This window comes from Corynebacterium lehmanniae, assembly GCF_043161975.1.
GTDB lineage: Bacteria > Actinomycetota > Actinomycetes > Mycobacteriales > Mycobacteriaceae > Corynebacterium > Corynebacterium lehmanniae.
Map to the genome: position 1 here is coordinate 2,391,489 of NZ_CP170998.1, position 22,117 is coordinate 2,413,605.

The window sequence follows — 22,117 nt, forward strand, 5'->3', positions numbered from 1 at the left end:
TCATTTTGTCCTGAAAAGGAGTTACGGGTATGGATCTTCAGCAGCTCATCGCGCAATTTTTCGACGATGACGGCCAAATCGCGCTCCCGGAGCACTTCACCCTCCCGCGCCTGAGCGAGACGATCTACCAGGCCCACCTGGCCACCGGCGGCGGCGACGCGGTGAACATCCGTGACTGGGACTTCACCTCCAACCCGGAAGGCGAGGCGCGCGAGTTCACCCGCACGCAGGTCAACACACGCATCAAGGCCGTCGCCGCGCGCCTCGCCCAGGTAGGCGAGCCGGGGGAACGCGTGGCGATTATGGCCCCGAACTCCGCCGAGTACCTCTTCGCCTTCATGGGCGCGCTGTACGCAGGCCTGGCTCCGGTGCCGCTGTACGACCCGAACGAGCCCGGCCATGAGGCCCACCTGCGCGCCGTGCTCGACGACGCCAACGCGCGGCTCGTGGTGACCAACTCCGCCGGCGCCCCTGCCGTGCGCGCCTACTTCGCCGACCGCCCGGCTGCCGAGCGCCCCCGCATTATCGCCGCGGACTCCCTGCCGGACACGCTCGCAGAGTCCTGGCAGCCCATCACCCCGGCAGAGGGCGAGGACACCGCCGGCGCCATCTGCTTCTTGCAGTACACCTCCGGCTCCACCCGCAACCCGGCCGGCGTGATGATCACCAACGAAGCGCTGGTCACCGACGTACTCCAGATCAACGAGGCGCTGCGCTTCGAAGCGCCCATGCGCATCCCAACCTGGCTGCCGCAGCACCACGACATGGGCGTCATCGTCGCCGTGGTCGGCGTCGTGCTGGGCCAGGTGCTGGAGATCATGAGCCCGCGCGACTTCCTGCAGAACCCGAAGCGCTGGGTGGACATGCTTTCGCGGCGCGACGACGACCCGGCCGACGTGCACATTTACTCCTGCATCCCCAACTTCGCGCTGGATCTGGCCGCCCGCTACGCGGCGCCGGAGACCCCGGACCAGTACGACTTCTCCGGCGTGCACTGCATCCTCATCGGCTCCGAGTCCGTGACCAAGCCGGGCGTGGAGGCCTTCGTCGGCGCGTTCGGCGAGTCCGGCCTGGACCGCACGGTGCTGCGCCCCTCCTACGGCCTGGCGGAGGCCACACTGCTGGTGTCCACGGACCGCACCGAGGAGCGCCCGAAGTTCATTGAATTCGACCGCGAAGCACTCGCCGACGGCAAGGCCGTGCCCGCCGAAGGCGGCGTGCCCATGGCGTCCATCGGCCAGCCGGCGAAGTGGATGCACTTCGCCATCGTGGACACCGAGACCAAAAACGAGCTGCCCGAAGGCGAGATCGGCGAGATTTGGGTCAACGGCAACAACGTCGCCGCCGGCTACCTGGACCGCCCGGAGGAAACCGAGGCGACCTTCCGCAACACCATCGGAGCCACCATCCAGGACGGCCTGCCGAAGGACAACTGGTGCGCCACCGGCGACTTGGGCACCGTGCTGGACAACCACCTCTACCTCACCGGGCGCGTGAAAGACCTCGTCGTCGTGGCGGGCCGCAACCACTACCCGCAGGACATCGAGGCCACCGCGATGGAGGCCTCCGACCACGTGCGCAAGGACTCCGTCGCCGCGTTCGCCGTGCCGGGCGACGACGTGGAGCGCCTGATCATCCTCGCCGAGCGCGCCGACGGCGCAACCGAGGAAGGCGACGCCGCCGCCGAGGACGCCATCCGTTCCGCCATCACCACCAACCACGGCATCTCGCCGGAGGTCGTGGAGTTCCGCGCGCCGGGCGGTGTGGCCCGCTCCACCGCAGGCAAGATCGCCCGCCGCGTCAATGCGAAGCAGTTCACCGAACGCGAACACGCTGCAGCGGAGTAACGAAAAGCCCGGATGGGCCGATACTCTGAACTGTTATGAACGAGCATCAACTGATCCAGTGGCTCACCAGTTGGGTCGAGGGCGCCACCGGCGTCGACTCGGTGGACCCGACCACGCCGCTCGAAACCTACGGCCTCGCATCCCGCGATGCGGTGATCCTCTCCGGCGAGCTGGAAAAGAAGCTCGGCCGCCGTGTTGATCCCACCGTCGCCTACCAGTACCCGACCATCACGGCGCTGGCACAGGCGCTCCTTGCGCAGAGGCAGGCAGCGCCGGAGGTTGAACGTCGAGAAGCAACGAGCTCCCACGACATCGCGATCGTGGGCTCCGCGGGGCGCTTCCCGGGCGCGAAAAACAACGACGAGTTCTGGCAGATGCTTATCGACGGCCGCTCCGCCACCGGCCCGCTTCCCCCGCTCCGCTGGGACGAGTACCTGGGCGATCCGGTGGTGCGCACCAAGATGGCGGAGGAGAACACCGACGGCGGCTACATGGACGGCATCGCGTCCTTCGACCACGAGTTCTTCGGCATCTCCCCGCTCGAGGCGCAGAACATGGACCCGCAGCAGCGCATCATGCTCGAGGTGGCGTGGGAGGCGCTCGAGGACGCCGGCTTGGCGCCCAGCGAGCTGCGCGGGGAGCCTGTGGGCGTGTTCGTGGGCTCGTCCAACAACGACTACGGCATGCTCATCGCCGCCGACCCGAACGAGGCGCACCCGTACGCGCTGACCGGCGCGTCCTCCGCCGTGATCCCGAACCGCATCTCGTACGCGTTCGACTTCCGCGGCCCGTCGATGAACGTGGACACCGCGTGCTCGTCGTCGCTGGTGTCGGTGCACCACGCGGTGCGTGCGCTTCGTGACGGCGAGGCCGACGTCGCCCTGGCCGGCGGCGTGAACATCCTGGCCAACCCGTTCGCGTCGCTGGCGTTTTCGGAGCTCGGCGTGATCTCGCCGACCGGGCGCATCCATGCCTTTTCCGACGACGCTGACGGCATCGTCCGCGCCGATGCCGCAGGTTTTGTGGTGCTCAAGCGCGTCGAGGACGCCGTGCGCGATGGTGACAACATCTTGGCCGTGATCAAGGGGTCGGCGACCAACTCCGACGGCCACTCCAACGGGCTAACCGCCCCGAACCCGGAGGCGCAGGTGGACGTTTTGCGCCGCGCCTACGCCGACGCCGGCGTGGACCCGCACCAGGTGGACCTGGTCGAAGCTCACGGCACCGGCACCATCCTCGGCGATCCGATCGAGGCCACCGCGCTGGGCGAGGTGCTCGGCCGCGGGCGCGAGGCTTACCAGCCGCTGCTGCTGGGCTCGGCGAAGTCCAACATCGGCCACTCCGAATCCGCCGCCGGCGTGGTGGCGCTGATCAAGGTGCTCGAGGCGCTCAAGCACGACACGATCCCGGAGTCCATCAACTTCGCCGCACCGAACCACTACGTGGACTTCGACGCCGAGCGCATCGAGGTCGTCCAGGACCCGCGCGAGTGGCCGCGCTACTCCGGCCGCCGCGTCGCCGGTATCTCCGGCTTCGGCTTCGGCGGCACCAACGCGCACGTGGTCGTGGCCGACTTCGACCCGGCCGACTACGACTTCGACGTGGTCGAGGATGAGCCCGCCTTCGAGGGCGTTTCCGTGGCGGCGCTGCCGGTGTCTGGGCTGTTGCCGTCGCGGCGCAAGGAAGCCGCCGGTGTGCTCGCGGACTTCCTCGAGGGCCGCGACGACGCCGACCTGATCCCGGTTGCGCGCTCGCTGGCCAAGCGCAACCACGGGCGCTCCGCTGCCGTCGTGCAGGCGACCGGCGTCGAGGAGGCCGTGCGCCGCCTGCGCCAGGTCGCCGACGGCAAGATCGGCCCCGGCATCGCCGCCGCCGACGCGCCCACCCCGATGGGCCCCGTCTTCGTCTACTCCGGCTTCGGCTCCCAGCACCGCAAGATGGCCAAGGAGCTCATTGCACGCTCCCCGCTGTTCGCGCGCCGCATGCGCGAGCTGGACGAGATGGTCAAGTTCCAGGCCGGCTGGTCCATGCTCGAGATTATCGAGAACGACGAGCTGACCTACGACACTGAAAACGGCCAGGTCACCATCACCGCCATCCAGATCGCCCAGACCGACCTGCTCGCCGCCGCCGGCATCACCCCGGTCGCCACGATGGGCATGTCCATGGGCGAGATCGCCGCGGCATACGGCGCCGGGGGCCTTTCCGCCGAGGAGTGCATCCTGGTCGCCACCGCGCGTGCCCGCCTCATGGGCGAGGGCGAAGCCATGATCGCCGGCACCGAGCAAGAAGGTGCGATGGCGGTGGTGGAGCTCTCCCGCGAGGAGTTGGCGGAGTTCGTCGAGAAGCATGAGCAGGCTCGCGGCGTGGAACCCGCCGTGTACGCGGGGCCCGGCATGACCACCGTCGGCGGGCCGGGCAAGGCCGTCGACTACGTGGTGGCAGCGCTCGAGGCCGAGGAGAAATTCGCGCGCAAGCTCAACGTGCGTGGCGCCGGCCACACCAGCGCCCTCGACCCGATCATGGGCGACCTCGCCGGCGAAATCGCAGGTCTTGACGCGCGGCCGTTGCGCGTGCCGCTGTTTTCCTCCGTGGACCGCGGCGAGGTGTACCAGCCCGGCCAGATCGTCCACGACGACCAGTACTTCCTGCGCATGACCCGCCAGCCGGTGTACTTCCAAGACGCCACCGAGGCCGCGTTTGCCGCCGGCCACACCACGCTCGTGGAAATCACCCCGAACCCGGTGGCGCTGATGGGCATGATGAACACCGCGTTCGCCGCCGGCAAGCCAGAGGCGCAGCTGCTGTACACCACCAAGCGCAAGGTGGACGAACTGGAATCGCTGCTGGACCTGGCCGCGAAGCTGTACGTGGGCGGCATGGGCGTGGACTTCGGCGCGTTCTACGGTGCGGGCGACGTGGTCCAGGCGCCGAAGACCGTGTTTAAACAGGTGGACCACTGGACGCCGGCACGGCCGTCGTCGTCGCGCGCGTCGCTTTTGGGCTCGCGCGTGCGCCTGCCGGGCGGCGAGGTGGCGTTTTCCACCGCCGCCGACCAGATCTTCAGCCCGCACCAGCTCATCGAGTCCGCCGCCGCCGAGGTCTCGCCCGACGCGCGCGTGGTGGCCACCGAGGAGCACGGCTACCTGCCCGCGGACGGCGAGGTGACCACCATCGTCGCCTCCTCGCTCGGCGGGGTATCCATCAAGGTCTTCGATGGCGCAACACTGCTCGCGGAGGGCTTCGCCTCCACCATCGACCGCGCCCCGGTGCAGGGCGTCATGGAGCAACCGCTTGACGACGAACCTTCGGTGGACAACGCCCCCGAGGGAGACACCGAGACAGATGCCGTGCGTTGGGACCCCAACTCCGGCGAGTCGGTGGCGGACCGCCTGCGCGACATCGTCTCCGAGTCCATGGGCTACGACGCCGCGGACCTGCCCGACGAGCTGCCGCTGATCGACCTCGGCCTCGACTCCCTGATGGGCATGCGCATCAAAAACCGCGTGGAGAACGACTTCCAGATCCCGCCGCTGCAGGTGCAGACGCTTCGCGACGCCTCCGTCGCCGACGTGATCCGCATCGTCGAAGACGCCGTCGCCGGCAAGACGGACGCGCCGCAGCCGATGGCCTACAACGACGAGGCGCGCGACCCGGCCGCGGCGGCCGAGAAGACCCAGGGTGTGGGCGTGGCCCCGCGTGACGCCTCCGAGCGCATGGTCTTCGGCGCCTGGGCCAAGTACGCGGGTGCGGCGGCGGCCGGTGTGACGTCGGAGTTGCCGTCGATTAGCAAGGAGCAGGCGGCCGAGATCGCCGCGCACCTGACCGAGCGCTCCGGCATCGACGTCACCGCGGACGACGTGCTCGGCGCCGAGACGCTCGAGCCGCTGGCGAACCTCGTGCGCGAGGGGCTGGAAACACCTGTGGACGGCAACATCCGCGTCTTCCGCGACGGCGACGCCGAGGTTTCCCCGGTGTTCGTGTTCCACCCGGCGGGCGGGTCGTCGTCGGTGTACGCGCCGCTCGCGCGGAGGCTTGGCGACGACGTGCCCGTCTACGGCGTCGAGCGCCTGGAAGGCTCCCTGGAGGAGCGCGCGGCGGAGTACGTCAAGGACATCGAGCGCATCGCCGACGGGCGCAAGGTCGTGCTCGCCGGCTGGTCGTTCGGCGGCGCGCTGGCCTATGAGGTCGCACACCAGCTGGGCAACGACAAGATCGACTACATCGCGCTGTTGGACACCACCCAGCCGTCCGAGCCGATCCCCGACACGCTGGAAGAGACGAAGGCGCGCTGGGGCCGCTACGCCGCGTTTGCCAAGGAAACGTACGGCCTCGAATTCGACGTGCCGTACGAGCTGCTGGAGACCGCCGGCGAAGACGCGCTGCTGCAGATGCTCACCGAGTTCCTGGCCACCACCGACGCCTCCGAGCACGGCCTCGCCGCCGGTGTGCTGGAGCACCAGCGGGCGAGCTTCGTGGACAACCAGATCCTCAACCACCTGGACTTCACCCGCTGGGCGGATGTAAAGGTGCCGGTGCTGCTGTTCCGCTCGGAGCGCATGCACGACGGTGCGATCCAGCTCGAGCCGAACTACGCGCACATCGACGAGGACGGCGGCTGGGGCGCTATCGTGGACGACCTGACCATCGTCCACCTGCCCGGCGACCACCTCGCGGTGGTGGACGAGCCGGCGGTGGGGATCGTCGGAAAGCATATGAACGCATGGATTGAGGGGAAGCGATGACAACCGCCGAGAAACTCCAAGACCTGCGCGAGCGCCTGGACAAGGCGCAGGACCCGGGCTCCGAACGCTCCCGGAAGCGCCGCGACGACGCCGGGCGCACCACCCCGCGCCAGCGCATCGACGCGCTGTTGGACGAGGGCTCCTTCGTCGAAATCGGCGCCCTGGCCCGCACCCCGGGCGACCCGGACGCCGTCTACTCCGACGGCGTTGTCACCGGCTACGGGCGCATCGACGGCCGCCCTGTCGCCGTGTACGCCCACGACAAGACTGTCTACGGTGGGTCAGTCGGCGTGACGTTCGGGCGCAAGGTCACCGAGGTCATGGAGTTCGCCATCAAGATCTCGTGCCCGGTGATCGGCATCCAGGACTCCGGCGGCGCCCGCATCCAGGACGCGGTGACGTCGCTGGCAATGTACTCCGAGATTGCGAAGCGCCAGCTGCCCCTGTCGGGCCGCGTGCCGCAGATCTCCATCATGCTGGGCAAGTCCGCCGGCGGCGCCGTCTACGCGCCGGTGACCACCGACTTCGTCGTCGCGGTCGACGGCGAGTCCGAGATGTACGTCACCGGCCCAAATGTGATCCGCGAGGTCACGGGCGAGGACATCACCTCCGCCGAGTTGGGCGGGGCGCGCGTGCAGGAGGCCGCCGGCAACATCCAGGCGGTTGTGGCGACGGAGGAGGACGCCTTCGACTACGTCAAGGACCTGCTCGCGCACCTGCCGACGTCCACGTTCGACGCCGCGCCCGTCGTCGCCGCGCAGCCCGATGAGGAGCTCGACGACTCCGCGCTGGACACCTTCATGCCCGACGACACCAACGCCGGCTACGACATGATGGACCTGCTGGTGCAGCTCGGCGACGACGAGGACCTCGTCGAGGTCCAGTCCGGGTACGCCGAGAACCTCATCTGCGCATTCGGGCGTATCGACGGCCGCGCCGTCGGCTTCGTCGCCAACAACCCCATGTACGCCGCGGGCTGCATCGACGCGGACGCCGCCGACAAGGGCGCGCGCTTCATCCGCACCTGCGACGCGTACAACATCCCCATCGTCTACGTCGTGGACACCCCCGGCTACCTGCCCGGCGTGGAGCAGGAGCGCGAGGGCCTGATCCACCGCGGCGCGAAGTTCGCGTTCGCCGGCGTGGAGGCCACCGTGCCGAAGGTCACGCTGGTCGTGCGCAAGGCCTACGGCGGCGCGTACGCCGTGATGGGGTCGAAGAACCTCAACGGCGACATCAACCTGGCGTGGCCCACCGCCCAGATCGCGGTGATGGGTTCGGCGGCGGCGGTGGTGATGCTGCAGGGCAAGCAGCTTGCCGCCATCGAGGACCCGGCGCAGCGCGAAGCCATGAAGAAGATGTTCATGGACTTCTACGACCAGGAAATGACCTCGCCGTACGTCGCGGCGGAGCGCGGCTACATCGACCAGATGATTGAACCGAGCCAAACACGCATCGCTTTACGACGAGCCCTGCGGCAGCTAGCCTCCAAGCAGGAATTCGACCTGCCCAAGAAGCACACCATTAGTCCCCTCTAGTAAGGTTTCTCCCCATGCTTTCTTCCACTCTTGACATTTTCGGCGACCTGATCAGCATGCTGGTCTGGTTTATCAATGGCATCCAGACCGGAAACCCGGCCTGGAACTTCGGCATCGGCTTCTAATCCGCGCCGAAGCCACGCGCACCCGCCTTTCCAGCGGGTGCGTTTTAGTTTTTGCGCACGAGTTTGGCCACGCCGCGCCAGCCGAGCATGAGCAGCGCGGACATCACCGTGGCCACGACGATGAAAGACCAGTGGGGTACGTCGCCGTTGCGGATGCCCCAGATCACGAGCCCGGTGACCACGGTGATGATCCAGATGACCCCGCCGTTGTTTTTGCGCGTGATCAGCCAGCCGAGCGTCACGCCGAGGGCGAACGGCCACAGGGTGGACAGCCAGCCGGTGAAGTTGAAGGGCATGTCGTCGGACTGGTGCGCCGCGCGTGCCAAGAGGGCGAAGGCAGCGATGGCGACATAGTCGGCGGCGATGGCGTAGGGCTTGGAGATGGTGTTGCGCATGCCGCCCACTCTAGAACACCGAGTCGTTCCACCACCGGCGCTCAGGTGCGCCGGCGCGGGAGCCGTCGCTAGCAAGCTTGATGCCCACGACCTGGTGCAGCTCCACGACGTCGTGCTCGAAACCCCATTCGGAGCCCGCCATGTACATGCCCCACAGCTTGGCGGTGTTTTCGCCGACAAGCGCGACTGCCTCGTCCCAATTGGCCTTGAGGTTCTCACACCAGTCGTGCAGCGTGCGCATGTAGTCGAAGCGGATGTTCTCCTCGTGGAAGACTTCGAAGCCGTGGTCCTGCATCTCGTGAATGATCGTGCCGGAGCCGGTGAGCTCGCCGTCCGGGAAGATGTAGCGGTTGATGAAGTCGCCCTGCGACGTTTTGTGGTTGTCCGGGTAGGTGATGCAGTGGTTGACCATCACGCCACCCGGGCGCAGCTTGCCGGCGAGGAACTCGAAGTACGAGGCGTAGTTGTTCACCCCGATGTGCTCGAGCAGGCCGATTGAGGAGACGCCGTCGAAGCCGGTCTCGGTGACGTCGCGGTAGTCCAGGAAGCGCACCTCCGCGAGGTCCTCGAGGCCCTCCTCCTTGATCTTCGCCTGCGCCCACTCGGCCTGCTCCTTCGAGAGGGTGACGCCGAGGGACTTCACGCCTTGGCGGGCTGCGTAACGCACCATGGAGCCCCAGCCGCAGCCGACGTCGAGGTGCTTGTCACCGGGCTTAAGGTTCATCTTCTCAAAGACGAGGCGGAACTTGTTTTCCTGCGCCTCGTCGAGGGTGGCGTCCGGGGTGGGGTAGTAGGCGCAGGTGTAGGCCATGGACTCGCCGAGGAACAGTTCGTAGAAGTCGTTGCCCACGTCGTAGTGGGACGAAATAACCTGGGCGTCGCGTTCCTTCGAGTGCGGGGCGAGGCCCTGGCGGATGGTGCGCTCGAGCCAGGACGCTTGCTCCGCCTCCGGGATTGGCTGGATCTGCAGTGCGCCCATGGAGCGCAGGGAGCGTGCGATGCGGACGAGCTCGCGCGGGTTCGGGCGCTTGTAGTTGTTGTAGAGGGTGCGCATGTCATCGAAGACGTCGTACGGGTGCGCGAGGTGCGCGCCTTCAACCGTCAGGCCATCGGTGACCCAGGCGCGGGCGAGGCCGACGTCGCCGGGGTGGGTGACTATGTAGGACAGACCCCCGGGGCTGTTCACCTTCACTGTGTGCTTGGCGTCCGCCGGTCCCGTTGATGAGCCGTCGAAAGCTTCCCACTTGAACGGGGTGCCAGAAGGGAAGAGGGTGTCGACGATATCCGCCACGGTCATCTGCATTGTCATTCTCCTACGCGTTTTCCACTGTCTTTTCGTAGAGGCCCGGGAAGCGCCGGTCCGGGTCGTACTGGGCTTTCATCCGCTCCGGCAGGTCCCCGCCGTAGAGGCGCTCGAACTCGGCGCGGTCGTAGAACGCCTCGGAGTACAGGGACTTGTGCCCGCCGAGGTCTGAGACCTTCCGCTCGATGACCTTGTTGAAGGCCCCCGGCTCCACCTCCGGGACGCCGGACCAGAAGCCGACGTTCACCCACGTCGTCGCCGGCTCGAGGGGGTAGAGCGGCCACGGCGCCTCTTCGTCGAGGCCGACGCCAGCGAGCGTATCGACGCCGTCCCGCAGCCGGATCGGACACAGCCAAACCGGCTGGATATCGCTGGCTTTGAAGAACCAGTCGAGGAACTCGGCGATCTGCGTGTCGCGCACCTCGATGTCTTGCACGACGCGCTCGGTGCGCGGCAGGCCCTTCGGCTTCTTTAGGAACCGGTACTCCAGGTCGTACTTCTTGTCTAGGCCCACGAGCTTCCAGTAGAACGTGCTGCGACGCAGCTCGCGCGGCCAGAACTTGCGCACCTTGGGGTTCTGGGTGCCGAAGGCGCGGGAGCACCAGAACCAGTCGGTGTCCCAGCGCCAAATGTAGTCGCGGACGGTGAGGAAGTCGTGGTGCACTCCGGACGGGTGCTGAAGCGAGCGATAGTACACGGCATCGCGCGTGTAGTCGGAGGTCCCCGGTGCCTGGTCGACCTGGAAGGCGCAGACTAGGTACTGCTCGGTGGGGGAGAACGCGACGGCGTCGAGGCCGTGCAGGGCGCGCCCGGCCCATTGGCCGGTGGCGGCGGCGTCGGCGAGGGCGTCCTGGAAGGCCGTGAGGTCGTTGTAGCGAATGTGCTGGAGCTCAACAAACGGCTCGACCTCCTCGAGCTCGATGGTGAGGCGCACCGCGTAGCCGAGTGAGCCGTAGGAGTTCGGGAACGCGCGGAAGAGCGCGACGTTTTCGTCGCGTGAACAGGTGACGATGTCACCGGTGCCCACGAGCACGTCCATCTCGAGCACGGACTCGTGCGGCAGACCGTTGCGGAAGGAGGTGGACTCGACGCCCATGCCGGAAACTGCGCCGCCGAGAGTAATAGTTTTTAGCTGCGGCACCACCAATGGCGCGAGGCCGTACGGCAGGGTGGCGTCGACGAGGTCCTCATAGGTGCACATACCCTGCACGTCGGCTGTTTTCGTCACTGGGTCGACGGCGATGACGCCGCGCAGGCCCTCCACGTTGAGCCCGGCGCTCCCCGCGTCGCGGGAACGGAAAAGGTTCGACGTCTTCTTGGCCAAGCGCACCCGCTGGCCGTCTGGCACCCGCCGGAAGCTATCCAGGAGCGCGGCAACCCCCTCCTCGTGCGCGTGCCAGCCGATGGGCACGACGCGTTCAAAATCGACGCTGCGACCGGAAAACATGCGGGAAACGCTCATGTAGTGCAACCATAGACCCAAGTTGCGCGCCGCGCGCAAGATAAAACGTCACGCCAGCTCAAACGGCTTTGCCAGCGGCCGGACGCCCGGCCATGAAGCCGCGTCCGGCGTACACCGCCGCGTAGACCACCCACCCGATTGCTGTGATGAGCAGGAACGACACCGCCCGGTACACCACCGTCGCCGCCGTGGCGTGGGCCAGCGGCAACCCGGCGGCGACCAGCATGCCCACTGCCACGGGCTCCACCGTGCCGAGCCCGCCGGGCGTGACCTGGGCCGAGCCGGCCAGCTTGGTCATGATGAACGCCAGGCACACCCCGGCAAGTGGCGCGCCCTGGCCGGACACGGCCCACACGGCGAAGACCATCGTGGCCAGGTCCAATAGCCGGTTCGCAAGAGAGAGCCCCGCCGCCGCGAAAAACGCCGGCGCGGAAATGCGGATCGCAGAGACCTGGTCGATCACGTCCACGACCCGCCCGCGCACCTTCTCCGGCAGAAACCGCACCCAGCGCTTCAGCACCGCAGGGTGGAGGGTCGCCCAGAACACCGCGCCGATCGTCGCCAGCGCCACTGCCAGCGACGCCACCAGGGACCACACGGACAGCTCCGCGCCCAAAAGCGCCACGGCGACCACGCCGATGAGCACCATCCACACCGTCGACAGCGCGCCTGAGACCACGAAGAACCAGCCGCACAACCCCACGGACGCACCCCAGGACCGGTGCACCCTAAACGTCAGCCACGCCGACAGCGCGGGCCCGCCCGGCACCGTGGTGGACCAGGCGTTGGAGGCGAACACGATCGCGTTCGTGCGCGCCACCCCCGTAATCCGCCCCTCCACGTTGAGCAGGATCTGCATCACCCCGGACATCGCCGCCAGCGACAGCACCGCCGTAGCCACAGCGCCAAGCAGCGGGCCTGTCGACGCCGCGCCAACGGCCTTCCACGCCTCCCCGAAAAACGGCAGCTGGTCGCGCAGCACCACCAGCACGACCACCATGATGGCTACGGGCGCGAGCCAGCGCAGCCACTGGCGCCACGTGTTAGCGCTCAAGTTCCTTCTTCTTCAGCTGCTCCAGCGCCTGGCGTGCGCGGCGCTCCTCCAGGTCGCGCATGAGCTGGGTAAACGGCACCAGCGAGGCATCCTCGGACACCGACACTCCCGCGCGGCCGGGTTGGGTGTCGGGCACCATGTCGGAGATGGGGGTATCGGTGCGCGGTGGCGTCGATAGGCTTGAGCCCTCCCCGAACGCGCCGGCCAAACGCTTGACCCAGCGCGGCGCCCACCAGCTGTCCTCGCGCAGCAGGTGCATCACCGCAGGCACGAACAGCAGGCGGATCAGGGTGGCGTCGAGCGCAAGCGAGAAGATCATGCCGTAGGCGATGTACTTCATCATCACAATCTCGCTGAGCGCGAAGGCGGCGGCGACGACGATCATGATGAGCGCCGCGGCTGTGATGATACCGCCGGTGTGCGCGGTGCCGCGCTTGATCGCCTCGTCGGTGCTTTCGCCGTCCTGGCGCGCCTCCACCATGCGCGAGACCAGGAAGACCTCGTAGTCCGTGGACAGGCCGTAGAGGATGGAGATGATCAGCACCAGGATCGGGCTCATCAGCGGACCCGGGGTGAAGTTCAGCGCGCCGGCGCCGAGGCCGTCGACGAAGACGGCGGTGAGGAAGCCGAGCGTGGCGCCGATGCCGAGCACGTTCATGATCACGGCCTTCGCCGGCAGGATCACGGAGCCGAACACTAGCGCCATCAGCAGGAACGTGGCGATGACCATGTACAGCGCCATCCACGGCAGGCGTTTCAGCAGCGCCTCGATGGACTCGGTTTCCATCGCCGGGGTGCCTGCGACGTAGGTCTCGACGCCCTCGGGGGTGTCGATGTTTCGCAATTGCTTCACGACGTCCGCGCCCCCGGCCCTATCCGCCAACGGGGCGGAAAGCACCGTGGTGCCGTCCTGCGTGGCGTGCGCGGGTTTGAGCGGCGCAGCCAGGCCCTCGACCTGGCGGGTCTGCATCACGATGTCCACGAGCTGCTGGTTGTCCGCGCCGGTGACCACGAGCTTGACCGGGTCGGTGCGGAAGGCGGGGAACTCCTCGTTGAACTCGTCCTGGGCCTGGCGGGTGGCCTGGTTCGGCGGCAGGTACGTCTCGTTGATGCCGCCGAACGTGATGCCCACGATCGGCACGGTGAGCAGGAGCAACAGTGCCGCGCAGCCGACCACGACAGCCTTGGCGTGCCGCATCGCCCACGCCGGGATCTTGTACCAGACGGTGTCTTGGAGGCGGCGTGCACGTCGAGAAGCATTGCGCACCGACCACATGTCGATCTTGGGGCCAAGCATGCCGAACAGCGCCGGCAGCACCGCCACAGAGATCACGGCGGCGAGCAGCACCGCGCTCATTGCGCCGTAGGCCACGGATTTGAGGAAGGCCTGCGGGAACATCAGCAGCCCGGACAAGGCCACGCCCACCATGAGCGCGGAGAAGAACACGGTCTTGCCGGCGGTGTTGGTGGTCACCGCCACCGCCTCCTCGACGTCCGCGCCGCGGTCCAGCTCCTCGCGGAAGCGCGAGACCATGAACAGGCCGTAATCGATGGCCAGGCCCAGGCCAAGCAACGTGATGATGGACTGCGAGAAGATGTTCACCTGCTGGTACTGCGCCAACACCGACAGCAGCGACAGCGAACCGATGATGGACAAAATGCCCACGATCAGCGGCATCGCGGCAGCCACCACGCCACCGAACACAAACAACAAAATGACGGCGACGAAGACCAGGCCGACCTTCTCGGCGCGGGCGATGTCGGCCGCCATGCCCTCGTCCAGCGCGTCGGCCACCGCGGTCGCGCCGGCGACCTGCACGGTCGCGCCCGGCAGCTCCATCGCCTCGAGCGCGGGCTTGATGGTGCGGAAATCCTTCAGCGTCTGCTCGCCGTCGCCCTTGAGCCCGATTGCCGCGAACGCCTTGGTGTGGTCGTCGTTGACGAGCTGCGGGTTGGGGCGCTCGAAGTAGCTGGTGATGTGGTCGATCTCGTTGGGGAACTGGTCCCGCAGGCCGCTGATCTGTGTGTTCATTGACTCCACGAGCAGCGGATCGTCGATGCTGACCGGGGTTGCCGAGTCGTCGGGTGTGCTCACCAGCAGGATCACATCGCCCGAGTTGTCGCGGCCGAAGGTGTCGTACTCGATCTGCGCGGCGGTGGTCGAGTCCGCGCCTGGGTCCTCCCAGCCTTCCTGGGAGAGGCGCTCGCCCAGCTTCGATCCGAACAGCACCTGCATGGCCAGGATGAGCACGATGACTACCAGCGGAATGATCCGGCGGTGGCGGAACGCGAAACGGCCCCACTTGTAAAACATCTCCGGCCTCCTAGTCGCGGGTGTTGTGCAGCAGGGAGCGCAGCGGGCGGAACGGCTGCAGCCACGCGCCGCCGTCCGGCAGCCGGTCCAGGTTCACACGCGGCAGCGGGTTCTGGAACACGCCCGGGATGTCCTCCAAGTCCACAAAATCCACGTCGCGGGAGTTCACCGCCCAGGAGGCGTGCTCGTGGAAACCGAGGACGGTCACCGGGATGCCGGCGTCCACCAGCTCGAGCAGCGGCTCCTGGAAGTTCTGCCCGTCCGCCGAGGCGACCACGACGCCCTGGAGCACGCCCTCGTCGCGGCGGCGCTGGATGTGGGCCAGCATGTCCTGGTCCACGTCCGAATCCTCGTCGCTCTTCGGCTTGGCAAACACCGCGAAACCGACGTTGCGCAGCGCTTCCACCCACGGGCGGATGGAATCCGCGCCTGCGGCGGCGACGTTGGTGAACACCGTCGCCTCCGGTTCGATGTCGCGGCCAAGCTCGTCGGCGCGGGCCTCGGCTTCGTCGATAAGCCAGCGCCCGATCGCGTCGAAGCGGGGACGGTGCGCCGCAGTCGGGCGTCCACCCAGGATCGCGCCGAGGCCCATGTCCAAGTTCGGCGCATCCCACACCAGCAGGTAGCTTTCCGGGCCGGCGGGCGCGCCCGGGGTGTACGGGTGCGACAGCGCTTGCAGATCCATGGCTACTTCTTCTCCCACAGGTACTCGCGGATCACATGATCCTTATCCAGGCCTTTGCCTTCGAACTTAGTGATCACCTGCCGGTCCGTGAGCAGCGGCGCCTCCTCCCACGGCCAACCCTTGTACTCCAGCATCGGCTCCACGTTCACCAGCTCGTCGATCCACTCCGCGTAATCCGCGTGGTCCGTGGCAACGTGCAGCACACCGCCCGGCTTCAACCGAGTGGCAATCAGGTTCAGGGTGCCGGACTGGATGATGCGGCGCTTGTGGTGGCGCGCCTTCGGCCACGGGTCCGGGAAGAAGATGCGCACGCCGTCGAGGGACTCCTCGCCGAACATGCGGGCCAGGACCTCCACGCCGTCGCCGCGCACCATGCGGATGTTGTCGATACCGCCGCGCACCACCGAGCCCAACAGCTTGGCCAGTCCAGGCTTGTACAGCTCCACGGCGATGATGTTCGTGTCCGCCTCCAGCGGCGCCATCGCGGCGGTGGAGGTGCCGGTGCCCGAGCCGATCTCGACGATGGTGGGGTGGCCGGAGCGGCCGAACCACTCGTCGACGTCGATGGGATCGTCCGAGCCCTCCGCCAGTACGCGGCCCAGGCGTGGCCAGTGCTCGTCGAACAGGGCCTCCTGGTTTTCCGTCAACGTGCCGCGGCGGAAGGTCACGGAACCCAGGCGCGGGTAGTCCAGGCCGGTGTCGAACTCGGTTTGCAGCGGGCGGCCCGCCGGCAACTCGCCCGTTCCCGGACGCAAATTTTCAGTATTATTCATCAGATTTATTGTCCACATGAACAGGGCAAACGCAAGCTCCACGGGGCACCCCCGAAGGCGTCGTAAAGCGAAGGCTCAAGAACGGGCGACGGGGGTAGGGCGTCACCCCCGCTTGCGGCAAAGGTCGTGCTCGTGCGGTCTGGTTATATCCAGTGGACGCGGATTGGTCGGAACTTTTGGCCAGATGAACGCCCGTTTCGATAATCTTGTGACGCAACAACGATGAATTTCGCACGCGCACTGGCCATAACCAGTTGAACAAGGAGTACGTATGACCGCCGAAATCAAGCGCCTGGAGGGGACCAACCCCACCGACAACGAAAAGCTAATCGCTTGGATCAACGAGGCGGTCGAGCTCTTCCAGCCCGACAAGGTCGTCTTCGCCGACGGCTCCCAGGAAGAATGGGACCGCCTCACCGCCGAACTTGTCGAGTCAGGCACCCTGATCAAGCTCAACGAGGAAAAGCGCCCCAACTCCTTCCTCGCCCGCTCCAACCCGTCCGACGTCGCACGCGTCGAATCCCGCACCTTCATCTCCACTGAGAACGAAGAAGACGCAGGCCCGACCAACAACTGGATGAAGCCGGCCGCGCTCAAGGAAGAGATGCTGGAGCACTTCACCGGCGCGATGCGCGGGCGCACCATGTACGTCGTGCCGTTCTGCATGGGCCCCATCTCCGACCCGGACCCGAAGCTTGGCGTCCAGCTGACGGACTCCGCCTACGTCGTGCTCTCCATGCGCATCATGACCCGCATGGGCACCCAGGCGTTGGAGAAGATCGAAGGCGAGAATTTCGTGCACTGCCTCCACTCCGTCGGCGCCCCGCTCGAGCCGGGCCAGGAAGATGCGGCGTGGCCGTGCAACGACACCAAGTACATCTCCCAGTTCCCGGAGACCAAGGAGATCTGGTCCTACGGCTCCGGCTACGGCGGCAACGCCATCCTGGCCAAGAAGTGCTACGCCCTGCGCATCGCGTCCGTGATGGCGAAGGAAGAGGGCTGGATGGCCGAGCACATGCTCATCCTCAAGCTCACCTCCCCGGAGGGCAAGGCCTACCACATCGCCGCCGCCTTCCCGTCGGCTTGCGGCAAGACCAACCTGGCCATGATCACCCCGACGCTCGACGGCTGGACGGCCGAGGTCGTCGGCGACGACATCGCCTGGATGCACCTGCGTGAGGACGGCCTGTACGCCGTGAACCCGGAAAACGGCTTCTTCGGCGTCGCCCCGGGCACCAACTACGCCTCCAACCCGATCGCCATGCGCAGCATGGAGCCGGGCAACATCCTGTTCACCAACGTCGCACTTACCGACGACGGCGACATCTGGTGGGAAGGCATGGACGGCGACAAGCCGGCCCACCTCATCGACTGGCGCGGCGAGGACTGGACACCGGAATCCTCCTCCAAGGCAGCCCACCCGAACTCCCGCTACTGCGTGGCCATCGAGCAGTGCCCGGCCGCCGCACCGGAGTTCAACGACTGGCAGGGTGTCAAGATCGACGCCATCCTCTTCGGCGGCCGCCGCCCGGACACCGTGCCGCTGGTCACCCAGGCCCACAACTGGGAGCACGGCACCATGATCGGCGCGATGCTCTCCTCCGGCCAGACCGCCGCCTCCGCGGAGGCGAAGGTCGGCTCCCTGCGCCACGACCCGATGGCCATGCTGCCGTTCATGGGCTACAACGTGGGCGACTACTTCCAGCACTGGCTGGACATGGGCGAAAAGGGCGGCGACCGCATGCCGGAGATCTTCCTGGTCAACTGGTTCCGCCGCGGCGACGACGACCGCTTCCTGTGGCCGGGCTTCGGCGACAACTCGCGTGTGCTCAAGTGGGTCATCGACCGCATCGAGGGCAAGGTCGACGCCGACGAGACCGTGGTCGGCTACACCGCCCGCGCCGAAGACCTGGACCTGACCGGCCTGGACACCCCTATCGAGGACGTGCGCGAGGCGCTCACCGCCGACCCGGAGCTGTGGAAGGAAGACGTCGCGGACTCCCGCCGCTACCTTGAGGGCCTCGGATCCCGCGTGCCGCAGGAGATCTTCGACCAGCTGAAGAAGCTGGACGAGCGCATCCACGCTGCGACGAAGTAATCGCTTGAGTAGCACGGCAGTGATGTTGTATCGTTGCTGCTGGAGAACTTCAGACAGGATCTGTTGTTAATAAAGCTTAAGGCCTGCCGTTTGGCAGGCCTTTCGCTATTCTCATCGGGATGGCGGGGGAACTTGTAAGAAGCCTTAGCAGTGCTCGGATCCAAGCATATTAAGCCCCAGTACTAACCCTTGCGCAGCACGAGCACGAGGTTCGACACCGCGAACTCGCGCAGCAGCGGCACGCGGGTGACCCACCACGCCCACCACGGGTGGTAGCGGGGGAATGCGGCCGCGAGCTGGCCGGTGCCCTCCGCCCAGGCGAGGCCCTCGCCCGCGGAGACGGCGAACAAGCTCTCGCCGAAGATGTTCTTCGGGTCGCGGCCGTGCACTTTTGCGTATCGACGGCGCGCGTACTGCCCGCCGACGTAGTGCTGCCACAGCCCCGTCTCGTGCCCGCCGAACGGCCCGAGCCACACCGTGTAGCTGAGCACCACCAGCCCGTCTGGCTTGGCCACGCGCAGCATCTCCTCGCCCATGGCTTGCCAGTTCGGGATGTGCTCGGCGACGTTGGAGGAGTACACCACGTCGAACGAATCGTCGGCGAAGGGAAGGGCGGTGCCGTCGCCGCGCACCGCCCCGAAGCCGGTCAAACCCGCCGCCGACAGTTCGGAGACGTTTGGTTCCAGGCCGACATAGAAGCAGTCCGAGAACGCGTCGGCGAAGTAGCCGGGTCCGCCGCCGACATCTAGCACTGACTGGCCGGTGACGGGGGTGCCCAGGAGGTCGTGCGAGAGGGCGTCGATAAGCGAACGCGTATCGCGGGCGAGCATGGAGTAGAAGATGCGCGGGCGGAATTGTTCGTAGGAAAACGCGCGCAACAGCCGGAGCGAGCGGGAAAGGGTGGCCATCCGGCGGGTACGGTGCATAGGCATACCGTAGCAACCGTGCTACAGTGCGGTGCATGGCCACGCCGGGATACGACGAATCGCTAGTCGAGCGCAGGATATCGCAGCGCGAACTACGCAACGACTCTGCGCGGATCCTGCGCGCGGTGCGGGCGGGGCACAGCTTCGTTGTCACCAACAACGGCGAACCGGTGGGGCGACTTGTGCCTCTCGACGAACCGAAGCCGCGGCTGGCCATCACACGCCCCGCCACCCGTGTCGGCGGTTGGCTGGACCTTCCGGTGGAGCCGGCGGATGGCGAGCCGTTGGCGGAGATGCTCGATGACATGCGCGAGGACCGCTTTTAGGATGCGGCGGGTGTATACGGATACGTCGGCCATCGCCTGCCTGCTGAAAGCGGAGCCGCACACGCACGCGATGCGGCTGTGGCTCGAGGCAGGGGAGGGCGAGGTAGTTTCGTCGGACTTGCTCGAGATTGAGCTGCGGCGGCTGGCCGTGCGCTTGGGCAGGCCCCAGGGAGAGGTCACGCTGATCCTGCGCGGCATTTCGCTTGCGGAACTGAACCGGGCGACGCTGCGCAGCGCGAGCATGCTGCCCATGTCGTATCTTCGAACGCTGGATGCGATCCATCTGCAGGCCGCGCTGGATTTGGAGGCCGATGCGATGCTCACCTACGACGACCGTCTCGCTGACGCCTCGCGTGAAGTGGGACTCGAGGTTATCGCGCCATGAAGATACTGCTTCTGTGTTGGCGCGACTCCACCCACCCGCAAGGCGGCGGGTCGGAGCGCTACCTCGAGCGCGTCGGGGAGTACCTGGCGTCGCAGGGCCACGAGGTCATCTACCGGACGGCGAAGCACACGGACGCACCGAGGCGATCCCGGCGCAACGGGGTGCGCTACGAGCGCGCCGGCGGCAAGTTCGGCGTGTATCTTGCGGCGCCGCTGTCGATTTGGCGCAACCGTCCGGACGTGGTGGTGGACACGCAAAACGGCATTCCGTTCTTCGCCCGGCTGTTCACGAGAAAGCCCGTGGTGCTGCTGACGCACCACTGCCACAAGGAGCAGTGGCCGGTGGCGGGCCCGCTGATCCGCCGCCTGGGGTGGTTCTTGGAGTCGAAAGTGGCGCCGAGGGTGTACCGGGGCGCGCAGTACGTGACAGTGTCGCAAGCCTCGAAGCGCGACCTGGTGGCGCTTGGGGTGCGTGAGGAGGACATTGAGATCGTGGAAAACGGCGTCGACCCGGTGCCGGCGCACACGCCTGTGCTTCACGACGACCAAAGGTTGCACCTGGTCACCCTCTCCCGCCTGGTGCCGCACAAGCGCATCGAGGAGGCGATCGACGCGGTGGCGGGGATGGATGGCGCCGTCCTGGACGTGGTCGGTTCCGGCTGGTGGGAGGACCAGCTGCGCGAGTACGCCGCCCCGCACGGCGACAAGGTGGTCTTCCACGGGCACGTCTCCGAGGCTTACAAGCACGCGCTGCTTGAGCGGGCCGCGGTGCACCTGCTGCCGTCGCGCAAGGAGGGCTGGGGGATCGCGGTGATTGAGGCGGCGCAGCACGGGGTGCCCACCGTGGCGTACGCGTCGGCGGGCGGGGTGGCTGACTCGATCCGTGACGGCGAGACTGGTCGGCTAGTGCAACCCGGGGAGGAGTTTGGGCAGGTTGTGGGGGAGACCTTGGGGCGTCGAGAGGCAATGGCTCCTGCGGCGCGAAAGTGGGCGGCGCGGTTCTCCTGGGAGGAGACCGGCCGGAGGTTCGCGACGATTATTGGAGCCCCTAAATTAGCTCAGTCGTCCAGTTGAGCTGCTGGATCTTCGTATCCAGCTCGCGGTAGGCCTTCGCGGCGCTGTCGGCCATGTCGCGCAGGGCTTTCACGTCCACGGCGGGGACGAAGCGGACCTCGGAGCGGGAATAGCGGGAGCCGGTCATGGTGCCGGCGTCGGCGACGGCGGCGTAGAGACGGCGGGAGCGCAGCAGTGCGTCGCGGCGCGCGATGGCGTCGGTGAGCGTGGCGCCCTCGAAGGCGGTCTGCGCGTTGGTGTGGTTGATGCGGCGCACCAGCGTCTCAATCTCCTGCAGGAGTGCGGCCGCCTCCTCGAGCATGGCCGCCGGGTCCTCGACGGGCGAGTCGCCCTCCTGGATCATCGCGCCCTGGACCAGGCGTTCCTGCAGCTTGTTCAGGCGGTCTTGCGCCTCGGCGCGTCGCGCCAGTGCCTCTGCGAGCAGCATGAGTGCCTCCTTGTACGTTTCTGTCCCCGTTCCCAACCCTCGCGGATCCGCCCGGGGCACCCCCAACGTCGCGGTAGTAATGCGTGCTCGGTGCAACCCTGTGGTGGGGGTCGTGCCCGTGTGCGTCGTGCAGGCCGCATGCGTTGTGCGTGTGAGCGGAATCGAACCGCTTCAGCCCTGATACGGCCACAAGGCGCCATGAGTGCGCCCTTTTCCCCGGACGCGTGGGGTTGACGTTCGCTGGGTGCCGGCGAGCTTTCCGCTACCGACAGTTTCGATCTAACATAGCAAAACGCCCAGCCGCTGGGAAGGGCTGGGCGTTGGGGTTGTGCGGGTTTACGCCGCGGAGGGGAACAGCTCGCCGTCGCGGAGACGGTCGCGCATCTCGGCCTCGACGAGGACCGGGATGAAGTCCTCGATCACAGCGGAGTTGCGGTGGGTGCGCAGGACAGCATCGAACGCGTCGTTGATCTCGAGTGCGTCGAACTTGCCGGCGTACTCGGCGAGCAGGTCCTCGCGGATGTTGCGCAGTGCGCGCTCGCGGATGATGCTGAAGTCAATTGTGTTAGCCATGTTGTGTTCCTCCTTGCAGAAGCGGTATCTGCTCCTTCTCTAGGCTCAGGGTTACGCGTGTACGTAAC

The 22,117-nt window shown here is 67.0% G+C and carries 17 protein-coding genes; 7 read left to right on the plus strand and 10 right to left on the minus strand.

Going from position 1 to position 22,117, the window contains the following annotated elements; all coding sequences use genetic code 11:
• Positions 1-29: 29 nt before the first annotated feature.
• Genes ACF3NP_RS11430 through ACF3NP_RS11440 form a run of 3 tightly spaced genes read left to right on the plus strand, consistent with a single transcriptional unit; the run spans position 30 to position 8,130 of the window.
• Positions 30-1,847, plus strand: coding sequence for a FadD32-like long-chain-fatty-acid--AMP ligase (locus ACF3NP_RS11430; protein ID WP_181889217.1), 1,818 nt, complete (start codon positions 30-32; stop codon positions 1,845-1,847).
• A 35-nt stretch (positions 1,848-1,882) separates the two neighbouring features.
• Entirely contained in the window at positions 1,883-6,592 is a 4,710-nt protein-coding gene (gene pks13, locus ACF3NP_RS11435; RefSeq protein WP_392398699.1) for a polyketide synthase Pks13, read from the plus strand.
• On the plus strand, positions 6,589-8,130 hold the full coding sequence (locus ACF3NP_RS11440) for an acyl-CoA carboxylase subunit beta (RefSeq protein WP_392398700.1): 1,542 nt from the start codon (positions 6,589-6,591) through the stop codon (positions 8,128-8,130). The genes pks13 and ACF3NP_RS11440 overlap by 4 nt, the downstream gene beginning before the upstream one ends.
• 169 nt (positions 8,131-8,299) lie before the next feature.
• Here the strand turns inward: ACF3NP_RS11440 and ACF3NP_RS11445 are convergent, their stop codons facing one another.
• Genes ACF3NP_RS11445 through trmB form a run of 7 tightly spaced genes read right to left on the minus strand, consistent with a single transcriptional unit; the run spans position 8,300 to position 16,241 of the window.
• Entirely contained in the window at positions 8,300-8,650 is a 351-nt protein-coding gene (locus ACF3NP_RS11445; protein WP_392398701.1) for a DUF3054 domain-containing protein, read from the minus strand.
• A gap of 10 nt (positions 8,651-8,660) precedes the next feature.
• On the minus strand, positions 8,661-9,947 hold the full coding sequence (locus tag ACF3NP_RS11450; RefSeq protein ID WP_392399148.1) for a class I SAM-dependent methyltransferase: 1,287 nt from the start codon (positions 9,945-9,947) through the stop codon (positions 8,661-8,663).
• Positions 9,948-9,963: 16 nt separating this feature from the next.
• Entirely contained in the window at positions 9,964-11,415 is a 1,452-nt protein-coding gene (locus ACF3NP_RS11455) for an FAD-binding protein (protein ID WP_392398702.1), read from the minus strand.
• Positions 11,416-11,473: 58 nt separating this feature from the next.
• Positions 11,474-12,469, minus strand: coding sequence for a lysylphosphatidylglycerol synthase transmembrane domain-containing protein (locus ACF3NP_RS11460; RefSeq protein WP_392398703.1), 996 nt, complete (start codon positions 12,467-12,469; stop codon positions 11,474-11,476).
• A complete protein-coding gene (locus ACF3NP_RS11465; RefSeq protein ID WP_392398704.1) occupies positions 12,459-14,783 on the minus strand; it encodes an MMPL family transporter in 2,325 nt (774 codons plus the stop codon). Before ACF3NP_RS11465 ends, ACF3NP_RS11460 begins: the two co-directional genes overlap by 11 nt.
• Positions 14,784-14,793: 10 nt before the next feature.
• A complete protein-coding gene (locus ACF3NP_RS11470) occupies positions 14,794-15,468 on the minus strand; it encodes an NYN domain-containing protein (protein ID WP_392398705.1) in 675 nt (224 codons plus the stop codon).
• Between the two features lie 2 nt (positions 15,469-15,470).
• Entirely contained in the window at positions 15,471-16,241 is a 771-nt protein-coding gene (gene trmB / locus ACF3NP_RS11475) for a tRNA (guanosine(46)-N7)-methyltransferase TrmB (protein ID WP_392398706.1), read from the minus strand.
• Positions 16,242-16,512: 271 nt separating this feature from the next.
• On the opposite strand from trmB, the gene ACF3NP_RS11480 reads away from it, so the two are divergent.
• Positions 16,513-18,339 (plus strand): phosphoenolpyruvate carboxykinase (GTP), encoded by a 1,827-nt coding sequence (locus tag ACF3NP_RS11480; protein ID WP_392398707.1) that lies wholly within the window; start codon positions 16,513-16,515, stop codon positions 18,337-18,339.
• A 182-nt stretch (positions 18,340-18,521) separates the two neighbouring features.
• Here ACF3NP_RS11480 and ACF3NP_RS11485 read toward each other — a convergent pair whose 3' ends face one another.
• Positions 18,522-19,265, minus strand: a complete 744-nt coding sequence (locus ACF3NP_RS11485) for a class I SAM-dependent methyltransferase (protein ID WP_392398708.1) — start codon at positions 19,263-19,265, stop codon at positions 18,522-18,524.
• A 35-nt stretch (positions 19,266-19,300) separates the two neighbouring features.
• On the opposite strand from ACF3NP_RS11485, the gene ACF3NP_RS11490 reads away from it, so the two are divergent.
• From ACF3NP_RS11490 to ACF3NP_RS11500, 3 genes are read left to right on the plus strand one after another with little or no spacing between them, the layout of a single operon-like run.
• Positions 19,301-19,591: a type II toxin-antitoxin system Phd/YefM family antitoxin gene (locus ACF3NP_RS11490; RefSeq protein ID WP_181889207.1), complete on the plus strand. Its 291-nt coding sequence runs from the start codon at positions 19,301-19,303 to the stop codon at positions 19,589-19,591.
• 1 nt (position 19,592) lies between these two features.
• Positions 19,593-19,976, plus strand: a complete 384-nt coding sequence (locus ACF3NP_RS11495; protein WP_392398709.1) for a type II toxin-antitoxin system VapC family toxin — start codon at positions 19,593-19,595, stop codon at positions 19,974-19,976.
• Positions 19,973-21,049 (plus strand): glycosyltransferase family 4 protein, encoded by a 1,077-nt coding sequence (locus tag ACF3NP_RS11500; protein ID WP_392398710.1) that lies wholly within the window; start codon positions 19,973-19,975, stop codon positions 21,047-21,049. Before ACF3NP_RS11495 ends, ACF3NP_RS11500 begins: the two co-directional genes overlap by 4 nt.
• Here the strand turns inward: ACF3NP_RS11500 and ACF3NP_RS11505 are convergent.
• Together ACF3NP_RS11505 and ACF3NP_RS11510 are read right to left on the minus strand one after the other, a co-directional pair.
• Positions 21,024-21,476 carry a DIP1984 family protein gene (locus ACF3NP_RS11505; protein ID WP_239356075.1) on the minus strand — a complete coding sequence of 151 codons (453 nt, stop codon included), beginning with the start codon at positions 21,474-21,476 and terminating at the stop codon, positions 21,024-21,026. The two genes, ACF3NP_RS11500 and ACF3NP_RS11505, sit on opposite strands and share 26 nt — an antisense overlap.
• 336 nt (positions 21,477-21,812) lie before the next feature.
• Positions 21,813-22,049: a three-helix bundle dimerization domain-containing protein gene (locus ACF3NP_RS11510; protein ID WP_181889203.1), complete on the minus strand. Its 237-nt coding sequence runs from the start codon at positions 22,047-22,049 to the stop codon at positions 21,813-21,815.
• Positions 22,050-22,117: the final 68 nt, after the last annotated feature.

Excerpts from the sequence above, each read along its gene's own strand:
- ACF3NP_RS11430 (WP_181889217.1), top strand. The coding sequence starts at position 30 with ATGGATCTTCAGCAGCTCATCGCGCAATTTTTCGACGATGACGGCCAA.
- pks13 (WP_392398699.1), top strand. The coding sequence starts at position 1,883 with ATGAACGAGCATCAACTGATCCAGTGGCTCACCAGTTGGGTCGAGGGC.
- ACF3NP_RS11440 (WP_392398700.1), top strand. The coding sequence starts at position 6,589 with ATGACAACCGCCGAGAAACTCCAAGACCTGCGCGAGCGCCTGGACAAG.
- ACF3NP_RS11445 (WP_392398701.1), bottom strand. The coding sequence starts at position 8,650 with ATGCGCAACACCATCTCCAAGCCCTACGCCATCGCCGCCGACTATGTC.
- ACF3NP_RS11450 (WP_392399148.1), bottom strand. The coding sequence starts at position 9,947 with ATGACCGTGGCGGATATCGTCGACACCCTCTTCCCTTCTGGCACCCCG.
- ACF3NP_RS11455 (WP_392398702.1), bottom strand. The coding sequence starts at position 11,415 with ATGAGCGTTTCCCGCATGTTTTCCGGTCGCAGCGTCGATTTTGAACGC.
- ACF3NP_RS11465 (WP_392398704.1), bottom strand. The coding sequence starts at position 14,783 with ATGTTTTACAAGTGGGGCCGTTTCGCGTTCCGCCACCGCCGGATCATT.
- ACF3NP_RS11470 (WP_392398705.1), bottom strand. The coding sequence starts at position 15,468 with ATGGATCTGCAAGCGCTGTCGCACCCGTACACCCCGGGCGCGCCCGCC.
- trmB (WP_392398706.1), bottom strand. The coding sequence starts at position 16,241 with ATGAATAATACTGAAAATTTGCGTCCGGGAACGGGCGAGTTGCCGGCG.
- ACF3NP_RS11480 (WP_392398707.1), top strand. The coding sequence starts at position 16,513 with ATGACCGCCGAAATCAAGCGCCTGGAGGGGACCAACCCCACCGACAAC.
- ACF3NP_RS11485 (WP_392398708.1), bottom strand. The coding sequence starts at position 19,265 with ATGCACCGTACCCGCCGGATGGCCACCCTTTCCCGCTCGCTCCGGCTG.
- ACF3NP_RS11490 (WP_181889207.1), top strand. The coding sequence starts at position 19,301 with ATGGCCACGCCGGGATACGACGAATCGCTAGTCGAGCGCAGGATATCG.
- ACF3NP_RS11495 (WP_392398709.1), top strand. The coding sequence starts at position 19,593 with ATGCGGCGGGTGTATACGGATACGTCGGCCATCGCCTGCCTGCTGAAA.
- ACF3NP_RS11500 (WP_392398710.1), top strand. The coding sequence starts at position 19,973 with ATGAAGATACTGCTTCTGTGTTGGCGCGACTCCACCCACCCGCAAGGC.
- ACF3NP_RS11505 (WP_239356075.1), bottom strand. The coding sequence starts at position 21,476 with ATGCTGCTCGCAGAGGCACTGGCGCGACGCGCCGAGGCGCAAGACCGC.
- ACF3NP_RS11510 (WP_181889203.1), bottom strand. The coding sequence starts at position 22,049 with ATGGCTAACACAATTGACTTCAGCATCATCCGCGAGCGCGCACTGCGC.